This is a genomic window from Nocardia sp. NPDC003269, from assembly GCF_042888005.1.
Lineage (GTDB): Bacteria > Actinomycetota > Actinomycetes > Mycobacteriales > Mycobacteriaceae > Nocardia.
Genome location: NZ_JBIAPA010000001.1, coordinates 1335026 through 1354431 on the forward strand (window position 1 = coordinate 1335026; position 19406 = coordinate 1354431).

General features: G+C 66.3%; 16 protein-coding genes. 4 read left to right on the plus strand and 12 right to left on the minus strand.

Annotation, left to right across the window (positions count from 1 at the left end; translation table 11 throughout):
- Positions 1 to 15: 15 nt before the first annotated feature.
- Together ACFYWJ_RS06095 and ACFYWJ_RS06100 are read right to left on the minus strand one after the other, a co-directional pair.
- Positions 16 to 1011, minus strand: coding sequence for a pyridoxal-phosphate dependent enzyme (locus tag ACFYWJ_RS06095; RefSeq protein WP_355275160.1), 996 nt, complete (start codon positions 1009 to 1011; stop codon positions 16 to 18).
- A 32-nt stretch (positions 1012 to 1043) separates the two neighbouring features.
- Positions 1044 to 1847: an alpha/beta hydrolase gene (locus ACFYWJ_RS06100; protein ID WP_355275159.1), complete on the minus strand. Its 804-nt coding sequence runs from the start codon at positions 1845 to 1847 to the stop codon at positions 1044 to 1046.
- 216 nt (positions 1848 to 2063) lie between these two features.
- Between ACFYWJ_RS06100 and ACFYWJ_RS06105 the strand changes: the two genes are divergently transcribed.
- Both ACFYWJ_RS06105 and ACFYWJ_RS06110 read left to right on the plus strand, forming a co-directional pair.
- A complete protein-coding gene (locus ACFYWJ_RS06105) occupies positions 2064 to 3332 on the plus strand; it encodes a serine hydrolase domain-containing protein (RefSeq protein WP_355275158.1) in 1269 nt (422 codons plus the stop codon).
- Positions 3333 to 3335: 3 nt separating this feature from the next.
- On the plus strand, positions 3336 to 4115 hold the full coding sequence (locus tag ACFYWJ_RS06110; RefSeq protein WP_355275157.1) for a methyltransferase domain-containing protein: 780 nt from the start codon (positions 3336 to 3338) through the stop codon (positions 4113 to 4115).
- 15 nt (positions 4116 to 4130) lie between these two features.
- Here the strand turns inward: ACFYWJ_RS06110 and ACFYWJ_RS06115 are convergent, their stop codons facing one another.
- From ACFYWJ_RS06115 to ACFYWJ_RS06125, 3 genes are all read right to left on the minus strand, one after another.
- Positions 4131 to 4649 (minus strand): hypothetical protein, encoded by a 519-nt coding sequence (locus ACFYWJ_RS06115; RefSeq protein ID WP_355275155.1) that lies wholly within the window; start codon positions 4647 to 4649, stop codon positions 4131 to 4133.
- 79 nt (positions 4650 to 4728) lie between these two features.
- A complete protein-coding gene (locus ACFYWJ_RS06120) occupies positions 4729 to 6411 on the minus strand; it encodes a DUF885 domain-containing protein (RefSeq protein WP_355275153.1) in 1683 nt (560 codons plus the stop codon).
- 232 nt (positions 6412 to 6643) lie between these two features.
- Positions 6644 to 7345 (minus strand): restriction endonuclease, encoded by a 702-nt coding sequence (locus tag ACFYWJ_RS06125; RefSeq protein ID WP_355275151.1) that lies wholly within the window; start codon positions 7343 to 7345, stop codon positions 6644 to 6646.
- A gap of 249 nt (positions 7346 to 7594) precedes the next feature.
- Between ACFYWJ_RS06125 and ACFYWJ_RS06130 the strand changes: the two genes are divergently transcribed.
- Positions 7595 to 8545: a hypothetical protein gene (locus ACFYWJ_RS06130; RefSeq protein WP_355275149.1), complete on the plus strand. Its 951-nt coding sequence runs from the start codon at positions 7595 to 7597 to the stop codon at positions 8543 to 8545.
- 65 nt (positions 8546 to 8610) lie between these two features.
- Here ACFYWJ_RS06130 and dnaB read toward each other — a convergent pair whose 3' ends face one another.
- The 5 genes from dnaB to rpsF all read right to left on the minus strand — a co-directional run bounded on the left by dnaB (position 8611) and on the right by rpsF (position 13523).
- Positions 8611 to 11238, minus strand: coding sequence for a replicative DNA helicase (gene dnaB / locus ACFYWJ_RS06135; RefSeq protein ID WP_355275148.1), 2628 nt, complete (start codon positions 11236 to 11238; stop codon positions 8611 to 8613).
- A 589-nt stretch (positions 11239 to 11827) separates the two neighbouring features.
- Complete coding sequence (rplI, locus tag ACFYWJ_RS06140; RefSeq protein ID WP_355275146.1) at positions 11828 to 12280, minus strand: 50S ribosomal protein L9; 453 nt, start codon at positions 12278 to 12280, stop codon at positions 11828 to 11830.
- Positions 12281 to 12297: 17 nt separating this feature from the next.
- Positions 12298 to 12549: a 30S ribosomal protein S18 gene (gene rpsR / locus ACFYWJ_RS06145; RefSeq protein ID WP_019050001.1), complete on the minus strand. Its 252-nt coding sequence runs from the start codon at positions 12547 to 12549 to the stop codon at positions 12298 to 12300.
- A gap of 31 nt (positions 12550 to 12580) precedes the next feature.
- A complete protein-coding gene (locus tag ACFYWJ_RS06150; RefSeq protein ID WP_218718404.1) occupies positions 12581 to 13141 on the minus strand; it encodes a single-stranded DNA-binding protein in 561 nt (186 codons plus the stop codon).
- Between the two features lie 94 nt (positions 13142 to 13235).
- Positions 13236 to 13523 carry a 30S ribosomal protein S6 gene (rpsF, locus tag ACFYWJ_RS06155; protein WP_022565973.1) on the minus strand — a complete coding sequence of 96 codons (288 nt, stop codon included), beginning with the start codon at positions 13521 to 13523 and terminating at the stop codon, positions 13236 to 13238.
- Between the two features lie 170 nt (positions 13524 to 13693).
- Here rpsF and ACFYWJ_RS06160 point away from each other — a divergent pair, with 170 nt between their 5' ends.
- Positions 13694 to 15079 carry a hypothetical protein gene (locus tag ACFYWJ_RS06160; RefSeq protein ID WP_355275143.1) on the plus strand — a complete coding sequence of 462 codons (1386 nt, stop codon included), beginning with the start codon at positions 13694 to 13696 and terminating at the stop codon, positions 15077 to 15079.
- Positions 15080 to 15089: 10 nt separating this feature from the next.
- Here ACFYWJ_RS06160 and ACFYWJ_RS06165 read toward each other — a convergent pair whose 3' ends face one another.
- Together ACFYWJ_RS06165 and ACFYWJ_RS06170 are read right to left on the minus strand one after the other, a co-directional pair.
- Positions 15090 to 18110, minus strand: a complete 3021-nt coding sequence (locus tag ACFYWJ_RS06165) for a hypothetical protein (protein WP_355275142.1) — start codon at positions 18108 to 18110, stop codon at positions 15090 to 15092.
- A gap of 149 nt (positions 18111 to 18259) precedes the next feature.
- A complete protein-coding gene (locus tag ACFYWJ_RS06170; RefSeq protein ID WP_355275140.1) occupies positions 18260 to 19360 on the minus strand; it encodes a DUF475 domain-containing protein in 1101 nt (366 codons plus the stop codon).
- Positions 19361 to 19406 lie beyond the last annotated feature (46 nt).

Consider the following 19406-nt stretch of genomic DNA (forward strand, 5'->3'; position numbering starts at 1 on the left):
TTCACTCGAGCCGCCTCAGCGAGGACCGTTGGTATTGAGGAACACCACGACGCCGTCCCCGAGCGCGCCGTCGGCATCGAGCGCGAGCGTCGCGGCCATCGCCTTCGCGGTGTAGACGGGTTCGAGGTGCAACCCGGCCTCGGCGGCCAGCGCCTCGGCCCGCGTGCCCTGCGCGGTGGGGTGGCCGTAGCCGGCGCCGAGCTGGTCCTCGACGAGGATCAGGCGGTCGGCGGACAGCGTCAGCGCCGGCAGCCGCGCACCGCGCGCCCGCAGCAGCGCCGCGGTCCGGCGGGCCGAGCGCAGCAGGGTCTTCGCGTCGAGCCGGAGCTGATCGTTGACGACAACGCCGACCACTCGCGTCGACAGCCCCGCCAGCTCGAGTCCGAGCAGCAGCCCGGCGACCGTCCCGCCCGAACCGATCGCGGTGACGATGTGCGTCGGCTCCGGCACCACCCCTGCGGCCACCTGATCGGCGAGTTCCAGCGCCGCCTCGACGTAGCCGAGCACCCCGACCGTCGACGACCCACCCGCGGGCAGCAGATACGGCGGCTTGCCGCCCGACGAGTGCCTTGCCAGCAGGTACGGCACCGCGGCGATCGTGCGCGCCTTGGTGTGGGTGAAATGCAGGGTGGCCCCGCTGCGTTCGAGCCGCGCCAGCTGGGCGCGCACATGGTCGTCGATGGGCTGATCGACCAGCGCCAGCGCGGTGCGCAGTCCGTGCTCCCTGGCGTACAGCGCGGTCGCCAGGCCCCAGTTCGTCCCGAGCCCGCCGACGGTGAGGATCGTGCGCCGCCCCCGCCTGCGGGCATCGGGTAGCAGCCATTCGAGCTTGCGGATCTTGTTCCCGCCCCAGCCGCCGTCGCCGAACTCGCCGTCGTCCTTGAGCCACAGCTGGGCTCGGCCGACGGCGAGTTCGGGCAGCGGGCGCAACGGGGTCGGTCCGGTGCCGAGCCGCAGGTGCGGCAGGGTGTCGCGGAGCTCGCCGAACCGTTGGTGCAGTAGTGCGGTCATACCTGTGACTAGATCACCGCACCCCGTCCTTGTCACCCGTCCAGTTCCGCGACCTCGCGCACCGAGTCCGCGATGGCCCGGAAGTCCTTGCGCAGGATGGCACCGTGATTGCTCGGCACCTTCGCGCCGATCCGGATGTTCGGATTGCGGGTGGTCGCCGCGTCGAGTCCGCTGCGGATCTTCTCCTGCTCGTCGCGCTTGCTGCCGAACGAGGTGCCAGAGGCCACCACGTAGCGCACCGGCACGGTGATCGCGTCCAGCACCGGACCCAGCTCGCTGGTCCGCGACAGCTTGCCCAGCTCGATATTGCTCTCGGCCTGCTGCGCCGCCGTCATCCGCGGGGCCAGGCCGGTCGGGCGCATCAGCGGCATGAACCAGCTCAACCGCTTGAACAGCGTGCGGATCCGCTCCTCCATGGCGTCGTCCAGCCAGTCGTACGGGAAGGCGCCGTCGACCAGCACCGCGCCGATGGCCCGCTCCGGGTTCCGCTCGGCCCAGTGCGCACCGACGACGGCGCCGTAGGACCAGCCGACCACCAGTGCCCGCTCCACGCCCCTGGCCGCCAGCACCGCGTCGACATCACGCACGGCGGCCTCGAAGGAGTAGTCGGCGGACAGCTTCGACTTCTTGCCACGCGCCCGCTCGTCGAAGGTGATGTGCCGGAACCCGGGGCCCAGCTCGGCGATGGTCTTGCGCCAGTAGCCCTGGGTGGCGAACTGCCCGTTCAGGTACAGCACCGCGATTCCGTCGCCGCCGGAATCGGTGACGGCCAGCTCCGTGTCGTCGACGGCCACCATGCCGGTCCAGGCGGTGGAGTTCGTGTGTCGTGCGGTCATTCGGGATCACCCTCTCGGTTCGTGCTCGTTGATTGCGACAACTGTCGCGAGCCGACCTGACACCGACCTGACACCCGGCTGACGCGCCCGCTGACACCGCACCGCGCGGGGTCTCGCCGCGGCGCCGCGGCCGCCATAGAATTGGCTGTTCGCTCGCACCACATTTCGGAGGACACCAGAACAAGCGGATTTTCCAGGTACTCAGGAAGGTGACCCATGTCGGTTTCTCGGAATGTTCTGGTGTTCGTCTGCACGCTGGGTCTGCTGGCCGCGTGTTCGTCGAACGACACCGCGCCGGATTCGACCGCGACCGCCCGCCCGACATTCTCCAGCGATGACCCGGCCAAAGCTGATGCCATCATGAAGATCGTCGACGACTACATGGCGCAAGCGCACCTCAAGTCGGTGATCGTCCGCGTGACGATCGACGGCAAGGAGATCGTCACCGCGGCCAGGGGCGAGTCGATGACCGGCGTGCCGGCCACCACCGACATGCATTTCCGCAACGGCGCCGTCGCGATCTCCTATGTGTCGACGCTCCTGCTGATCCTGGCCGACGAGGGAAAACTGAGCCTCGACGACAAACTCTCGAAATACCTGCCCGATATTCCCAACGCCGATCGCGTGAATCTGCGACAGCTGGCCCAGATGACCTCGGGCTATCACGATTTCGTGCTCGGAAACGAGAAATTCGCCGAGATCGCCTACGCGGATCCGTACAAGGCGTGGACCACCCAGGACCAGCTCGCGCTCGCGATCGACGACCCCCTGTGGTTCGAACCCGGCACCAACTGGGCCTACGCGCACACCAACTACGTCCTGCTCGGATTGGCGCTGGAGAAGGTCACCGGCAAGTCGCTCGCGGATGCGTTGCAGGAGAAAGTACTCGGCCCGCTCGACCTGAAGAACACCGTGCCGAACCTGACGCCCTATATCCCCGAGCCGGTCCTGCACACGTTCACCTCGGAGCGCCGCGAGTACTTCTCCTTGCCCGCCGATGTCCCCTTCTACGAGGAGTCGACCTACTGGAATCCGTCGTGGACAATCAGCCACGGCGCCATCCAGACCAGCGATATCCACGACCTCGAACGCAGCGCCGTCGCCATCGGCAGCGGCGAACTGCTCTCCGACGAGTCCTACCGGGCGATGACGACCACCGACCTGCGCGGCAAGACCACGGCGGTACCCGGCTGCGTCAATTGCCGCCCGCTCGACGATTTCCAGACCTACGGCCTCGGCCTCTGGCTCACCGGTGACTGGTCCTTCCAGAACCCGCTGTTCTACGGCGGCGCCGCGGTCAACGCCTACCTGCCGTCGGAGAAGATCGCGATCGCGGTCGCCGTCACGTTCCTGCCCGAGGCGTTCAGCGCTACCGGCGGCTACGCCAACGGCGGTGACGCGCTGTTCCGCAAGATCGGCGCGTACCTCGCGCCCGACGACGCCCCGCCGGTCAAGCAGGACGCGCCCGCGCAGGGCGGGTCGTAGCCGATGGCCGACTGGGACGGCGCAGGCTACGCCCACATCAGCGCGCTCCAGCGGACGATGGCGACGGCAGCGGTCGAGTCGGTCACGGTCGCGGGCGCCGAGCGCGTGCTCGATGTCGGGTGCGGCGACGGCTACGTGTCGCGCCTGATCGCGACCCGGGTCCCCGACGGTTCCGTCCTCGGCGTCGACCCGTCGCCACGGATGATCGAGGTCGCCCGCACCGCCGACGACCAGCTCACGAACGTCGATTTCCAGGTCGGCGATGTCACGACCATGGCCTTCGACCACGAATTCGACCTCGTCGTCTCGTTCAACGCCCTGCACTGGGTGGTCGACCAGGAGACCGCCTACCGCCACATCGCCGCCGCGCTCGCCCCCGGCGGACGGGTCCTGGTGCAGTACGTCTGCGCCGGCCGACGCTCGAGCGTCGAGTCCGTCGCGATGGCGGTCACCGCCGACGCGCGGTGGTCGGCGGCCTTCGCCGATTTCCCGCGCCCCTACGTGCACATCGACCCCGACGCGCTCCCCGCGCTCGCGGCGAGCGCCGACCTCGACGTCACCGCGCGATCCGTTACCGACCGGGAATGGGACTTCGGCTCCCGCGACGCCTTCACCCGCTGGTGCACCGTCGGTTTCGCGGACTGGACCGCCCGCCTCCCGGCCGCCGACGTTCCCGCTTTCGTGCAGGAGGTCGTCGACCGCTACGAGGCCGTCATCGGCAGGCCCGGCCTCTTCCGATTCCTGCAGATGCGGGCTGAACTCACGCGCCGCGCGAACGAATAAGCGCCCCGGGCGGTATCACCAGAGGTCGACCCACTGCGGCCGCTGTGGCACATCGAATCCGGCCGCGCGCCCGCGCACCAGCACCGGTATCTCAGCACCGACGGCATAGTCCCGCACCATCTCTTTCGCTGTCGAGCGCCGGAACTCGTTCAACGCGTAGCGCTTTCGCAGCCGGTGTTCGGTCCCTGTTTCCGGGTGGGTGAACGTCGCCTCGATATGCACGCGATGAGTGGCGAACGGATTGTTGTTGGCGCGGGTCACCCGGTGACCGGATTCGGTCACCGTCGCGATGACCGAAGCGGCCGTCCTGCGCAAATACGCCCGCCGCGCCTGCCAGCCGATCGCGAGGACCAGCGGCCAGGTGAGCAGCGCGAACAGCATCCCACCCAGGAACCCGAACACCACCGCGACGGACTCGTCCGCCCACCGCGCGAGCATCATCGCGACCCGGAGCACGCCGGAGAAGTACAGCGCGGCGGCCAGCGCCGACACGATCCAATACACCGGCACGACCGGGCTGAACAGCGTTTTCATCCCCACCCTGATTTCCGTCATCGACAACCAGCCGATCTCCCACTGGATGGTAGCGATCGGACTGCCCGGCAGGTGATCGTCAGCCTTCGCTGGCGGCGAGCTGCGCGCGCAGCGTATCCATCCCCATGCCGCCCATGCGTAGTGCGCGGGTGTGGAATTCCTTCAGCGAGAACGATTCCCCGGCACGACTCCGCGCCTCCTCGCGGGCGGCGAGCCATCCGCGCTCACCCAATTTGTACGCCGGCGCCTGACCTGGCCAGCCCAGATAGCGGTCGATCTCGAAGCGCGCCCTGGCCGGTTCGGTCAGCGCTCGGGTCAACAGGAATTCCAGACCGAGCTCGGGAGTCCACCGTTCGCCCTCGTGGAAGCCGGTGCCCGCGGGAATCGTCAACTCCAGATGCATGCCGATATCCACGATCACCCGTGCGGCACGGAGCAATTGTTCGGTCAGCATCCCGAACAGGTCACCGTCATCGCTCAGATAGCCGAGTTCGCGCATGAGCCGCTCGGCGTAGAGCGCCCACCCCTCGCTGTGCCCGTCGACGAACGACAACATGCGCTGATACCTGTTCAGCCCGTCCGCCGTGAGCACGGTGATCGCGTGCAGATGGTGCCCCGGCACCCCCTCGTGATAGACGACGCTGACCTCCCGCCAGGTGCTGAACCGCTCCTTGCCCGCCTCGAGCGACCACCACATGCGTCCCGGCCGCCGTAGATCCTCGCTCGGCCCGAGGTAATACGCGCCGACGCCCCCGCCCGGCGGCGCGATCCTGCACTCCAGCGCGCCCGCCGCCGTGGGAATGTCGAAATGCGTGCCGCGCAATGCCGTCAGTGCCGCGTCGGCGGTGCGTTGCAACCACGCTTCGAACGCGGCCGCACCGTTTATCCAGTACTTCGGATCGGCATCGAGCACCGCCGCCGTTTCGGCCGGCGTCTTCCCCGGCGCGATCCGAGCGGCGACAGCGAGCAGGTCGGCTTCGATCTCGGAGAACTCGCGCCATCCCCAGTCGTAGGCTTCCCGCGGATCGATATCGGCGCCGGTGAAATACCCTGACCACAGCCGATACGTCCGCTCGCCCACCGCGTCCGCGACGGGCGCCCGCGGCGCCAGCTCGTTCCGCAAGAAGTCGGCGAACTCGCCATAGGCCGAATCGGCGGCGCGCGCAGACCGTTCCAGCTCGTCGACCGGCGCACCCGCCACCTCGCGAGCGGGGGTGATCAAGCCGGTGAAGAAGCCGAGGTCACCGCGGCGGCCCGCCCAGGTCTCGGCCTGCTCGGCGGTCTTGTCGAGCTGCCGCCGCGCGGAGATCCGGCCGTCCTCGGCCGCCGCCACCAGCGAAGCCCGCACTCCGCGAAGAGCTTCGGGCACCTGTTCCATCCGCGCGGCGATCACCGCCCAATCCGCGGCGGTCTCGGTGGCCATCAGATCGAACACCATCCGGATGTCCTGCGCCGGGCTGGCGATCACATTGAGCGAAGCCGCCCGCAGCCCCGCATCCTGCACCTCGAGTTCTCTCCCCAGGCGTTCACAGAACACCGCCTTGGCCACCCGTTCGCTGTCGGAGCCGGGTTCGATCGCGGCCATGTCGCCCAACGCCTTCCGGGCGACCTCCGCCCGCAGCCGATGCCCCGCGGGCGAATAATCGGTCAGCCGATCCGCGTACCCGGCGATCCCGAACAGCGTCGCCTGCACCGGATCGGCAGCCGCGTACTCCGCGACGTACCGATCACAGACCTCGTGCACACCCGAAGCGGATTCCATACCGCCACGCTAACCACCGCGGCCCGGGTGCCGCTCACCTCAAGTGTTGGGACGTGAACCTGCAGAAACCATTGTGTTGGGACTGCTATGCGTCAGGTAGTTGGGACCGATTAGATTAGGTAAGGCTTGCCTGCTTACTTGTGCGGAAATCGCCCGTCCTGACCAATAATTCGCCCCGAGGGGCTATGGGGTTCACGGTCAGTCAGGAGGCCAGGTGTAAGGCGCGCCGTGGTCACCGGAGGCCGTGTGCTGCTACGAGATGGGGCCTCTGGGCGAGTAACGTCTCAAGCCTGCTCTCAGGCCAAAGGTCGATATGCGGCGCGACTGCTGATTCGTTGTGCTGCTCGACCCATGCAACCGCGTCCGATGAGAAGCGGCCGCTCGTGACAATCAGCAGCCCTCGAACCGTGGGAGGCTGCCAAAGCTTGACCGCAGCAACGTTGGCAGCAACGTCCGCCAATCCGACGGATTTCGAGAGCCAATGCTTCGCCTGGACGATTACACGTTCACGTCTGACGCCGCCGGTGCCGTCCTGCAATATCCGGTCCAGTGCAAGGTCTCTGCCACGATCCGGCACGCGTGTCTTGGTGAGCCACGTGACATTTTCGTGTTCGGGAAACTCGCGGAGGAGATTGTAGAGTAGGCGCTCGAATGTGTCGTCGTCGATCTGATCCCAGTGGAGGGCCGTGCTGGCTGCTCCGGTGAGCCGACCTGCAGCCGCCTGACCGAGATCAAACTCTGGAACGGGGATCGGGTCAGTGTCAGACAATGATCCGGCTTCGATATCGGGTTTGATTGTTGGCCAGTCAAACTCATTTACACCACGCATTTGGACTTGACCGACGAGGCCGCGACTCACATCGCGGCCTCGACCGAGCCCGTACCAGCGAGACGGATCTGAAAGACCCAGTAGCTCCTGATGCGATGACGTCATCTCATCGAAGGACCTCCCACGCCAAACGGAGTAGAGAGACGGTTAGGACACCATATCGACGGACGAATCGGGTCATTCTGCGGCGAGCGGAGGGACTGATGGCCAGCTGAGTATGTGTTCGCATGGAACCATGATCAGATCCGGCGTATCCGGGGAGACGATTGTTGACACTGTGCCTTGTCGGCGTCCATGTCGATCCATGTCGCCAACCTGCCCGTTGGCAATAGTTGACATCGAAAGGTTCTCGGAATGCCCCCGATATCGATGCCTGCGGAGTCCTCGGTGCCACCTGGACCGCACCGCGACCTTCTCGTCGCCCTCCATGAGCTGTACGGCCGAGCGGGCTCACCCTCGCTACGGCATCTCAGTGGCATCGACGTGGACGGACCGGGGACGCTGAGTCACGAGCAGGTTCGAAAAATACTCCAAGGCAAGGCTGTTCCGAGATGGCAGGTTCTGGAGACGCTGGTGCTCGCCCTTCTGTCATTGTGCGGTGGGTTCCCTAGGCACCCAGCTCTCGAAGTCGATCGTTTTCGGGCATTGTGGCGAGCGGCCGACACCGGCGAATACGGGATGTCCGAGATGGCTGTCCACCCCGGTGCTCCGGACAGCACCAGGGGCGACGGCAGCAAATGGGTACCCGACGACATCGCACGACTCATGATCAATCCGATCTATGCCATCGAGATCGCTGAGGACCTGGCGTTCCCGCACGAGCCGATGTTCTCAGAGGAGGAGTGGATCGCCGTCAACCTGAGAACTCTTGCCGAAATCGGTCCCGAAGCCTACCTGCGTACTCTCTTGGACATCCTGCGTGGCAACTACATCGCCGGAGGTGCCCCCGAGGGTTACTGTGAGCACGGCGAAATCGATGCAGATGCCGCTGACGAGTATGTGTGTCAACAGATACTGGATCGACTCCGGGCGGAACCGGGAATTCTTGCACGGTCGATCAACGTGCTTCGGAACACGCCGAACCATTCGGACGATCCGATGTTGCAGGAGGAGGTCGACCTCTTGGAACAGAGACCGGATGTCATGCGGGAGGTTCTCAGCGCATCGGATCAGACTTGGACGGGTATGACGATCGAGGCGCAGAGGCTGATACTGATCTATCTGGTCCAAAAGATCCTGATCGGCCCGCCTGGGCAGCCGATTGATGCACAGGTGACGATCGTATGGAGGATCCCGCAGCCATAGCAGGTCCGAAAGTCATTCGGCCACCGATAAACCCTGACTGCGGATACCAACCAGATCCCCCCGGGTCAGCCCCTGGCCATGTCGACGAAGCGGCTCAGGTGCAGCTGGTGGGCGACGGTGATGGTGGCGGTGGGTCCGTTACGGTGCTTGCCGACGATGAGGTCGGCCTCGCCGCCGCGGGGGTCGTCGCGTTCGAAGGCGTCGGGGCGGTGCAGCAGGATGACCATGTCGGCGTCCTGCTCGAGCGAGCCGGACTCGCGGAGGTCGGACACCATGGGGCGCTTGTCGGTTCGCTGTTCCGGACCACGGTTCAGCTGCGAGATCGCGATCACCGGAACTTCGAGTTCCTTGGCCAGCAGCTTGAGGTGTCGCGAGAATTCCGAGACTTCCTGCTGTCGCGATTCGACCTTCTTGCCCGAGCTCATCAGCTGGAGGTAGTCCACCACCACGAGTTTCAGATCGTGCCGCTGCTTGAGCCGTCGCGCCTTGGCCCGGATCTCCATCATGGTCAGGTTCGGCGAATCGTCGACGAACAACGGCGCCTCACTGATCTCGCTCATCCGCCGAGCCAGCTTGGTCCAGTCGTCGTCACTCATCCGCCCCGACCGCATATCACCGAGCTTGATCTTCGCCTCCGCCGACAACAGACGCATGACGATCTCGGTCCGGCTCATCTCGAGCGAGAAGATGACACTCGCCATCCCATGCTTGATCGAGCAACTCCGCATGAAATCCATGCCGAGCGTGGAGTTGTGGGTCGGGACCATCGAGCGGCCCGCCAGATACAGATGATCGGCGTTGTCGACCTCGACGCAGCGCACCGGGACGGATTCGATGCGGCGGACATCGACGATGTACCGCGCATCGGACCGGGCGGTGCTGTGCGAGGCGCGACGCTCTTTGTGCAGCAGCGCCTTGCGGTACAGGCCGAAGACCTCGTCGTCGGTGGCGAAGGTGAGGGTGTAGCAGGTCGAGGACTGTTCGGACCGGCCGCGCACCCGCCTGGTGGTGACTCCGCAGCGGTAACCGAGGCCGACGACGAGTTCCTCGACGTCACGGAACAGACGTTCGTCGGTGACGGCGAACTGCACGGACCCGCCGTGCGTGACGGTCCCGTCGGTGTCGAGCAGCCCGGCCAGCAGCGCCCGGCGCTGCGCTTCCGAAGCGCGCAGGTATTCGACCGGGATGTGCTTGTCGCCCAGCACCGAGAGGGTGCGCAGCCGCGCCTGCACACTGCCCACCGAGTTCCGGCACGCCTGGCACAGCCGCAGGCCGATCGACGGACCCCCGCACTCGGCGCAGGTCGGCGCCGGGACGGGCTCGGAAACGAATCGCGCTTTCCCACCGCAGGAACGGCCGCAGGTGCGGACCTCGCTGGTGAACGGCACGAACTCGCCACCGCACACGACGCAGGTACGCGCCCGCACCGGTTCGGGGGCGGGCAGCGTCAGTTGGTAGCGGCCGGGCGCGGACGGCGAGGGCGTCGCGACGATGCCTTCGCCCTCGATCCGCGCGACGATCTCCGGGTCGAAGCAGGTGAGCTGCGCGGCCGCGGAGGTGCCGTCGCCGAGCCAGGCGCCGAGGGTGTACGGCGGTACCAGCAGGTCCCTCGTCGGCAGCTGTAGCGGTCGGGTGTTGGTGACCGAGTGGTTGAGTCGCCGGTCCGCGGTGGTGCAGCGCAGCGTGTTCGCGATGTCGGCGGTGGTGCGAACCCCGGGGGTGACAGGATTGCGCCGCGGTCGGCCCGCGGCTGCTTCCTGCGCGGAACGCCGGGATTTCCGGGTGTCGGTGAGCCACTGGTGCTGCTCGTCGGCGACGAGCACTGTCCCGTCGGAGAATTCGACTTCGTAGCAGGGCCGGTCGGTCATGACCTCGGTAGCCGCGACCACTCGCGTGGGGTGACCGTCGGCGTCGAGCAGTTCGTCACCGACGCGGACCTCGCCCATCGTCGTCCACCCGGTCGGGGTCGGCAGCGGGGTGTCCAGCGCCAGCGCCTTACCGACACCGGGGCGGGCCGCGACGATGATCATCTGGCCCGCGTGGAGGCCGTTGGTGAGTTCGTCGAGTTCGGTGAAGCCGGTGGGGACGCCGAGGGAGATGCCGCCGCGGGAGGCGATGGAGTCGATCTCGTCCATGGTGGGCTGGAGGAGTTCTTCCAGCGGGGTGAAGTCCTCGGTGGTGCGGCGCTCGGTGACCTCGTAGATCTCGGCCTGGGCGCGGTCGACGACCTCGGCGACGTCCTGGCCGTCGGCGCCGGCGTAGCCGAACTGGACGATGCGGGTGCCCGCTTCGACGAGGCGGCGCAGGATGGCCTTCTCGGCGACGATCTCGGCGTAGTAGCCGGCATTGGCCGCGGTGGGCACGGTCTGGGTCAGGGTGACCAGGTACGGCGGGCCGCCGATGCGCTTGAGCTCGCCGCGGCGGTCGAGACCGGCCGCGACGGTGACGGGGTCGGCGGGTTCGCCGCGGCCGTACAGGTCGAGGATGGTGTCGTAGACGGCCTGGTGGGCGGGGCGGTAGAAGTCGCCGGGGCGCAGCACCTCGACCACGTCGGCGATGGCGTCCTTGCTCAGCAGCATGCCGCCGAGGACGGACTGCTCCGCGGCCATGTCGTGCGGGGGCTGGCGGCCGAAGTCCTCGCCGGGGGGCTCGGGCGGGAAGTCCGTATGCGCGCGGTCACCGGTGGTAGTCACCAGAATCGACCGTCCTCTCTGCCCGCAGAACCGGGGGTTTCACATCGATGAACTCGTTGTACTCCCGGGCACCGACACGGATGTCAGCAATCGGTTGCCTGCGTGATTCCCGGGGCCGCGCGCAGGGCGATGCGACGAACCTAAGCGACGTTTCCGGGCGCCGCCAACCCGATATGTGCACACAACTGTGGATAACTTGGGGGTAGTTCACCCAGTGTTGTGCAGCTCCTGTGGAAAACGTGGGGAAAACCCAGGTCAGTGCGGTGGAACGCCCTGCTAGGCCCCGTTTTACCCAACTCTCCACCTGTGGATGAAAGAAGTTCCGGCGTGTCGGTCAAGGTGAACGGCCGGGCGTGTTGGGTAAACAGCGATGGTGCAGGCTATGACTGGAGTCACAAATCTGCCGGTCGGTTTCCGCAACCATCCACAGGCCGAATAACGGGAGGTCAGCGGATTGCCGACCGTCGGCCGCCTTCGGTGACCTGCACGGGAGCGATCTTCGGCTATCGGTCAGTTATCGCGAAACCGGCCGCAAAAAGGCAACGAGAAACCACCCCCGTGTCGAACACGGGGGTGGTTCTCAGCGAACTCAGTTCGCGGCAACCTCGAGGTTGAACTTGGCAGCCACATCGGGGTGCAGGTGCACCACGATGCCGTGCTTGCCGGTCGCCTTGATGTGCGACTTCGGCAGCTCGATGCTGCGCTTGTCCACCACGGGGCCACCGGCGGCCTTGATGGCGGCGGCGACATCGGCGGTGGTGACCGAACCGAACAGCTTGCCGCTGTCGGCGGTCTTCACGGCCAGCGAGACCGCTTCGAGGCCCTCGATGGCCTGCTTCAGCTCGTTGGCGTGATCGAGGTCGCGCACCTTGCGGGCGTCCTGCGCCCGGCGGATGCCCTCGACCTGCTTCTGGGCGCCACGGGTGGCCACGATGGCCAGGCCGCGGGGCAGCAGGTAGTTGCGGCCGTAGCCGTCCTTGACCTCGACGAGATCGCCCGGGGCACCGAGGTTGTCGACATCAGCGGTGAGGATGAGCTTCATCTGTCTGACTCCCTTTCTCAGCGAGCGGTCGACACGTAAGGCAGCAGGGCCACCTCACGCGAGTTCTTGACGGCGACAGCGATATCACGCTGGTGCTGGACGCAGTTGCCGGTGACGCGGCGGGCGCGGATCTTGCCGCGATCGCTGACGTACTTACGCAGCAGCGTGGTGTCCTTGTAATCGATATTGACGATTCCGGACTTGCTCTCCTTGCAGAAAGTGCAAGCCTTCTTCTTCAGCACCTTTTCGCGCGCGGGCGCTTTAGGCATGGTCTTCTCTCCGTACTATGAGTGCCGTTCCTCAGAACGGCGGTTCGTCATCCATGCGGCCGCCGCCCCCGAAGGAGCCGGCCGCGGGCGCGCTACCCCACGGATCGTCGTTGCCGGCGTTTCCGCCGCCCGACTGTCCGCCGCCGTTGTTGGCGTTGTAGCCGCCTGCGCTTGCACCACCACCGGCATTGCCGGAACCGCCACCGAAGCCACCGCCTCCGCCGCCGCGACCGGCCTTGGAGACCTTGGCAGTCGCGTAGCGCAGCGAGGGGCCGACCTCGTCGACCTCGAGTTCGACGACCGTGCGCTTCTCACCCTCGCGGGTTTCGTAGGAGCGCTGCTTGAGCCGTCCGCTCACGATCACGCGAGCGCCTCGGGTCAGGCTCTCGGCGACGTTCTCCGCTGCTTCACGCCAGATGTTGCAGCGCAGGAACAGGGCCTCGCCGTCTTTCCATTCGTTCGAATTGCGATCGAACACGCGGGGAGTCGAAGCGACGGTGAAATTCGCCACCGCTGCGCCCGCGGGCGTGAAACGAAGCTCAGGGTCTGCCGTCAAGTTTCCGATGACGGTGATGACCGTGTCGCCTGCCATGGGGGTTCCTCCTGCTCGGGGTGCAGTCCGCGTCTCGCTGTCGCGCTAGAGCCTAAAGACAGGCACCGACGAAAACGAGAGTTTGCTCTGCGGACTACTTGTCGTTGCGCAGAACCTTGGTGCGCAGCACCGTCTCGTTCAGGCCCAGCTGGCGATCGAGTTCGCTCACGGTGGCCGGGGTCGCGGTCAGTTCGACGACCGCGTAGATGCCCTCGGCCTGCTTGGCGATCTCGTAGGCGAGCCGACGACGGCCCCAGATGTCGACCTTGTCGACCTTGCCGCCCTCGGTCTTGACGACGTTGAGCAGGTTATCCAGGGACTGCCCGACGATGCGCTCGTCCAGGCTGGGGTCGAGGATGACCATCACTTCATAATGACGCACGGACCAATCACCTCCTGTGGACTAGGAAACGGCCATGGACTTTCCATGGCAGGAGGGTTCGTTGCGTCAGCAACCCGGTAAGGCTACATGAGCGGGCCCTGAGCAGCGAAATCGATCTTCGCCGCGGGTACGCACGGGTGATCGGCGTGTCGCCGCATACTGTGGTCGCCATGACCACAGCCGCCGACTCGCAGCAGCGCGCAGCACGCGGCGCGGCGCGGGCCACGGCGCTGACATTTCTCGTCGTGCTGCTGTGCGGGCTCACCCTCGCGCTGGCCTATGCCAACAAGGCGCGGTGCGCGGGCGGCGCGATCGATGAATCCGGTCGCAGCCTGATATTCGATGTCCGCAAGGATTCGGATGTCTGCTATTCGGATATCCAGTTCCTCTGGCTCGGCCGCGAGATCGACAACCACGTCTTCCCGTACGTGGACGGCGGGATCACCGAGGACGGCGCGCTCACCGGCGGCGCGGTGGAGTACCCGGTGCTCAGCGGCGTGCTCATGTGGGCCGGCGCGATCGGGGTCGCCAACGACGCCGACTTCCTCTGGCAATCGGCGCTGCTGCTCACCCCGTTCGCCCTGCTCACGGCCTGGATGCTGGCCAGGCTGGCAGGCCCGGCCGCGCTGCTGTGGGCGATCGGGCCGCCGCTGGTGCTCTACGCCTTCCACAACTGGGAACTGCCGGTGGTGTGCACGGCGGTCGCCGCGGTCTACGTGATGACCATGCTGACCGGCCTGTCGGTGCGCACCCGCGGGATCATCGCCGCGGTGCTGCTCGCGCTGGGCTTCTGCCTCAAGCTCTATCCGGGCATCTTCGTGCTCCCGCTGGCGATGTACGTGCTCACCGAGGGCACGCCGCGCGGCCCGCGCAGGCTGCGTGAGCTCGATGTGGCGGGCGCCGCGCAGACGCTGCTGGCGGCGATGGGCACGGTGGCCGCGGTGAATCTGCCGTTCATGGTGGCCGGGGTCGACGGGTGGCGCGCCTCGATCACCTTCCAGCAGCTGCGCCAGGCCGACATCACCACCAATTCGATCTGGTACTGGGGCCACCCGCTGATCTTCGGCCGCGACGCCGAGACCACCACCACCTGGCACGACATGGTCGCCGTCGCCTCACCGGCGCTGATCCTGGCGTCCTTCGGGCTGGCGATGTGGCTCGGCGTGCGCCGCTGGACACCCACCTCGCCGTTCCCGTGGGTCGGCGTGAGCGGCGCGATGCTGTGCGGATTCATGCTTTTCCACAAGGTCCACTCACCCCAGTACACCCTGTGGATAATTCCGTTCCTGGTCCTGCTCGAGGTCCCGTGGTCACTGGTCGCGGCCTATCTCGTCGCCGACGCGGCGGTCGGCATCGGCGTCTTCCGCTACTTCGCCGCGCTCGGCGAGGGCGAGGGTGTCGACCTGATGGAGGGCATCGTCCAGTTCGGTGTCTGGCTCCGAACCGCCCTGCTCATCGCCCTGTTCTTCCTGTTCCTGCGCGCGGCCTTGCGCGGCCGCACCCCGGCGCCCCATGGGGCCCCCATGGCCGCACGCGAACTTCAGCCGGTCGGATAGCGGGTCGGGATCAGCCGGAGACAATCCGCCAGAACGCGGCCACCCGGTGATCCTCCGGATCGCGTCGGCGCAGCGAGTCGATCGACGTGTTGAACTTGACCCGCCAGATCTTCTGACCCGACGCGGACAGTGGCTTCAGCGACGCGCTGTCGGAGTTGAGGAGTGCGGTGATGAAGTCCGACCACAGATCGGCGCCGTATTCGCTCGGCCATTTGGTGTGGCTCTCGACCGGCCGATGTCCCTTCTCGGTGATGTAGAGCGTGTCGGCGCGGAGCCGGAGGTTGCTCAGATAGAAGTCCATCGCTTCGCAACTGTACGAGTCGGCCGAGTTCTCGATCTTGTAGTCGATCGGCGCGCCGAGATCGTGCAGCTTCGCGGCGATCTCGCCCGGCTTGTCGGTGTGCGAGCTCTGGTTGAGGATCTGCAGCACCGTGTTGTTCTCGAAGACCGAGATTCCCTGCAGCGGACGGCCGGCGCGCCAGGCTTGCAGGGTGCTGATCGTGCAATTGCTGAACCGCAGGTCCCAGGTGTTTCCGGCGGGAGGCAGGATCAACGTACGGAACACGCATCCGGTGAATTCGAGCCGGGAGACTTCGACCGCGGTCAGGTCGATGTCTTCGAAGGTCGCGCCGGAAATGGTGAGATCACCGAGTGCTTCCGAACGTTGCAGCAGCGCTTCCCACAGCAATCCGATGTTCGACCTGATCGGCGCTGACCGTTCCGATTGTTCGGCCGCGGCGCGGACCGGCGCACTGGTCAAGGCTCGCCGTGAGTCGTCGGGCGAGAGGCGCACGATGCGCGCGGCGGTGGCGGAGCGCCACTGCATCCGGCCCAGCGCGCCGACAGCGTCCTCGGCGGTTCGGATGTCGCTCATCGTGATGTCGGCGAGGAAGATGTCGAAGAAGATCTCGTGCTGAAACGCGAATCGGCGATCGGTGTCGCTGCCGCCTGCCACGGTGATGCCGCACAGCACGGTCAGGCGGTTCGCCAGGCCGCGCCGGGTGTCCAGTTCGTCGCCGATGGCGATCTGAGTTGCGTATTGCAGCTCCTGAAGCGGTATTTCGCGTTCCCCGAATTCGGCCATCAGCAAGGCCAGGTTTTCGAATACCGCTCGCAGCTCCGGGGTGTCGAGCAGTGGCTTCTGATCGCCGGAGCCCTCGTTCAGCTTGCTCGCCTCACGGGTGAGGTATTGATCGACGATCACATCGGGCAGTGGACTGCTGCCGAGACTGCCGCGCTTGACGGCTTCCACGTACACGCGTGCGAAGAACGGCAGACCGAGCAGTTTGCGGTCGTCGTCCGATAGCGCGTCGAGACCGCTGGTCGGCAGGCCGTGAAAGGTGATGAATTCATTGATCTGCTCCGGCGTCCAGCGCTTGAACTCCGCCACGCGATGCTCGACTGAGAGGTTCTGATTCTGGTCGAGACTCGACCGGTATTGGTTCAGGTAGTACGACGACCGCGCCGAAACCACGATGACACCGCGCCCGCCCAGTGCTTCGATCCACGGGCGCAGCGACCCCAGTGCGTTGTCGTAGCCCACACCGCCGAGGAGCTCGTCGAAACCGTCGACGAACAGGGCGATCAAGCCGTTGCGGCACAGCGTCTGAACACTCTTCTCATTCAGATTCCGGGTATAGGCGACCGCGTCGTTCACCACGGTGGACAGGCTGGACAGCACCTGCCCGGTCGATCGCACGTAGAGGAACAGCGGCAGGTGATTCTTCTCGGAATCGCCCTGATCCTCGGCCTCGACATGCTGAGCGCGCTCCAACGCGGTGGAGATCAGCGTCCGGGTCTTGCCGATGCCCGCCTCGCCCGAGATGAAGAAGATCCGGGTCTGCGAGCCGCGCACCTTCAGCCGGTCGTCGATCTGGTGGCGCAACGAATCGAACCTGATGTCCGTGCCTTCGCGCGTACCTTGGAGGTTCGTCACGTCGACGAACGGCTCGATCATGGTGTCCGAGCCAGGCGACCAATCGAGGTTCTCCTGCTCGTCCTCGATCAGCTTTCGTTCGATCTTCTCCAGGCGCTGGCGGGTGGATCGGGCCACCGCGGGCCAATTGGCGATCTGGCGCAGGAACAGCGGGTAGCTGACCCACTCGCCCGATTCGTTCAGCCACTCCTTGCGGTCGCCGTCGCCCAGACGGAAGAGGTCCGAGCGTTCCTCGGGGTCGTCGCTGGTCGCCCGCACCCACAAGACATTGACGACGCCGGCTACCTCGTGGTGATACGGCTCGGAGTCGGGATCGCGGAAACCCTCCAGGTCGTCGCGCAGTTCGCCCATGAAGTTCGGCAGGCTGCGATCGTCGGCGCGGGGGATGCAGGCTTCGTTCAGCGCCATGATCAGGCTCTCGCTCCGTCCCGCCACCCGGACATCGTGATTGTCGCGCCGGATGTAGTACGGCGTGCTGCCCGTGTAGCTGGAGAGCACGCACCAGTTGTCGCTGGAGTCGGCGCAGACGAAGGGCCACAGCTCGAGGCGATGGCCTCGTGGCCAGACCAGCTCGAGGCGCTTGAGTCCTTCGTCGCTGACGCCGGTCAGGTCGTCCGCATCGCCGAGAAACGCGATGATCGCGGCCGACAGAGCCTCCGAGGCGGTCTGTACGCGGGTTCTCCAGGTCTGTCGGAGGGCTTCGTCGTCCGGGATGGAGCCGCCGTGCGCGATATGGTCCCGCAGCTTCTTCAGCGTGCTGAACTCCGGCGGGCCGCCGGAGCCTGCCTGGACGGCGTCGAGTGCGCCTTGGATCAGGTCGAGTACACCGCTGTGCAGTGGTTGATCAGCTGTGGTCGCGGCGCGGATCTGCTGCTGTGACCAGGTGAGCGCACTGATGTAGCCGCCGAAGCCGGGAGAGCGGCTGAGCTTCACATGGTTGGGATCGGCCGCCCGCAGCGCGGCGGCGGCGCACATCGTGACGAACCGCAGCTTGAAATCCGTCGCGGCGAGTTGTTCGTGCAGGGTCAGTTCGTCGGTGCCGACCCGTGGCCGGTACGACGACTCGAACTGGGCGTAGCGCTGGCGAGCTGTCACGACGGCTGGCTCCCGATACGAGTGGGGGTTTCAGGAGATCCTGGCATGTTCGATGCGGTGGCGGAGGATTCCGGCCGGAAATGCCGGAGTCCGGTGTGGCACAAGGGTTTGCGCCACACCGGACTCGGTTCGTTCGTGCTGTCGCCGGATCAGCTGACCGGGGCGGTTTCCTTCGATTCGTCGATCGCGTCGGGCTCGTTCTTGCGGTTGCGCATGATGGACGAGATGAACGCGGCGCCGATGAAGGCGACACCGATCAGGCCGGTGATGAGCTCGTCGACGTGAATGCCGATGGAGACGAGCAGGATCGCGGCCAGCGCGCCGATCGCCCAGTGGGCGCCGTGCTCGAGGTACACGTACTCCGACAGGGTGCCCTGGCGGACCAGGTACACCGTGATCGACCGGACGAACATGGCGCCGATGAAGCCGAGGCCCAGCGCGATGATGATCGGGTCGGAGGTGATGGCGAACGCGCCGATCACGCCGTCGAAGGAGAACGACGCGTCGAGGACCTCGAGGTAGAGGAACATGAAGAACGCGGCCTTGCCCGTGGCCTTGACCAGGGTCGACGGGCCGGAGCTCTCCAGGTCCTCGGTGTGGAACATCGAGCCGAGGCCGTCGACCGCGATGTAGACGATCATGCCGAGCAGGCCCGCGACCAGCACGGTCGAGCGATCCTCGTCCTTGGCCAGGAACTCGGCGGTCAGGATCAGGCCGGTGCCCGCGACGACCACCGAGAGCATGTCGAGCTTGCCCGCCTTGGCCAGCGGGCGCTCCAGCCAGCTCAGCCAGGTGATCTCACGCTCTTCGAAGATGAAGTTCAGGAACAGCAGCGCGAGGAACATGCCGCCGAACGCCGCGATCTGCGGGTGCGCGTCGGTCAGCAGGGTTTCGTAACTGGGGCTGCCGTCGGGGAAGTAGGCGGCGTCGTCCGGCGGCGGGTTGAGGGCCAGATCGAACGCCTCGATCGGACCGAGCCCGGCGGTGATCCACACGATGGCCAGCGGGAACACCAGTCGCATGCCGAACACGGCGATGATGACGCCGACGGTCAGGAAGATCCGCTGCCAGAACTCGCTCATCCGTTCCAGGACGGTGGCGTTGATGACGGCGTTGTCGAACGACAGCGAGACCTCGAGAATACCGAGGATCGCACACAGTGCCAGCGCGGTCGGGCCACCGTAGAGGAAGGCGACGACCAGCGAGAGGACCGTGATGACGACCGACATACCGAAGATGCGCGTAATCACGCGGAGGGACCTTTCTGTGTCACACGGACAGGGGGCCCATCAGACG

Bases quoted from the DNA above. Each gene is read 5' to 3' on its own strand.
- ACFYWJ_RS06095 (WP_355275160.1), bottom strand. From the start codon at position 1,011: ATGACCGCACTACTGCACCAACGGTTCGGCGAGCTCCGCGACACCCTG.
- ACFYWJ_RS06120 (WP_355275153.1), bottom strand. From the start codon at position 6,411: ATGGAATCCGCTTCGGGTGTGCACGAGGTCTGTGATCGGTACGTCGCG.
- ACFYWJ_RS06110 (WP_355275157.1), top strand. From the start codon at position 3,336: ATGGCCGACTGGGACGGCGCAGGCTACGCCCACATCAGCGCGCTCCAG.
- ACFYWJ_RS06115 (WP_355275155.1), bottom strand. From the start codon at position 4,649: ATGAAAACGCTGTTCAGCCCGGTCGTGCCGGTGTATTGGATCGTGTCG.
- rplI (WP_355275146.1), bottom strand. From the start codon at position 12,280: ATGAAGCTCATCCTCACCGCTGATGTCGACAACCTCGGTGCCCCGGGC.
- ACFYWJ_RS06160 (WP_355275143.1), top strand. From the start codon at position 13,694: ATGACCACAGCCGCCGACTCGCAGCAGCGCGCAGCACGCGGCGCGGCG.
- ACFYWJ_RS06125 (WP_355275151.1), bottom strand. From the start codon at position 7,345: ATGACGTCATCGCATCAGGAGCTACTGGGTCTTTCAGATCCGTCTCGC.
- ACFYWJ_RS06130 (WP_355275149.1), top strand. From the start codon at position 7,595: ATGCCCCCGATATCGATGCCTGCGGAGTCCTCGGTGCCACCTGGACCG.
- ACFYWJ_RS06150 (WP_218718404.1), bottom strand. From the start codon at position 13,141: ATGGCAGGCGACACGGTCATCACCGTCATCGGAAACTTGACGGCAGAC.
- ACFYWJ_RS06100 (WP_355275159.1), bottom strand. From the start codon at position 1,847: ATGACCGCACGACACACGAACTCCACCGCCTGGACCGGCATGGTGGCC.
- rpsR (WP_019050001.1), bottom strand. From the start codon at position 12,549: ATGCCTAAAGCGCCCGCGCGCGAAAAGGTGCTGAAGAAGAAGGCTTGC.
- ACFYWJ_RS06105 (WP_355275158.1), top strand. From the start codon at position 2,064: ATGTCGGTTTCTCGGAATGTTCTGGTGTTCGTCTGCACGCTGGGTCTG.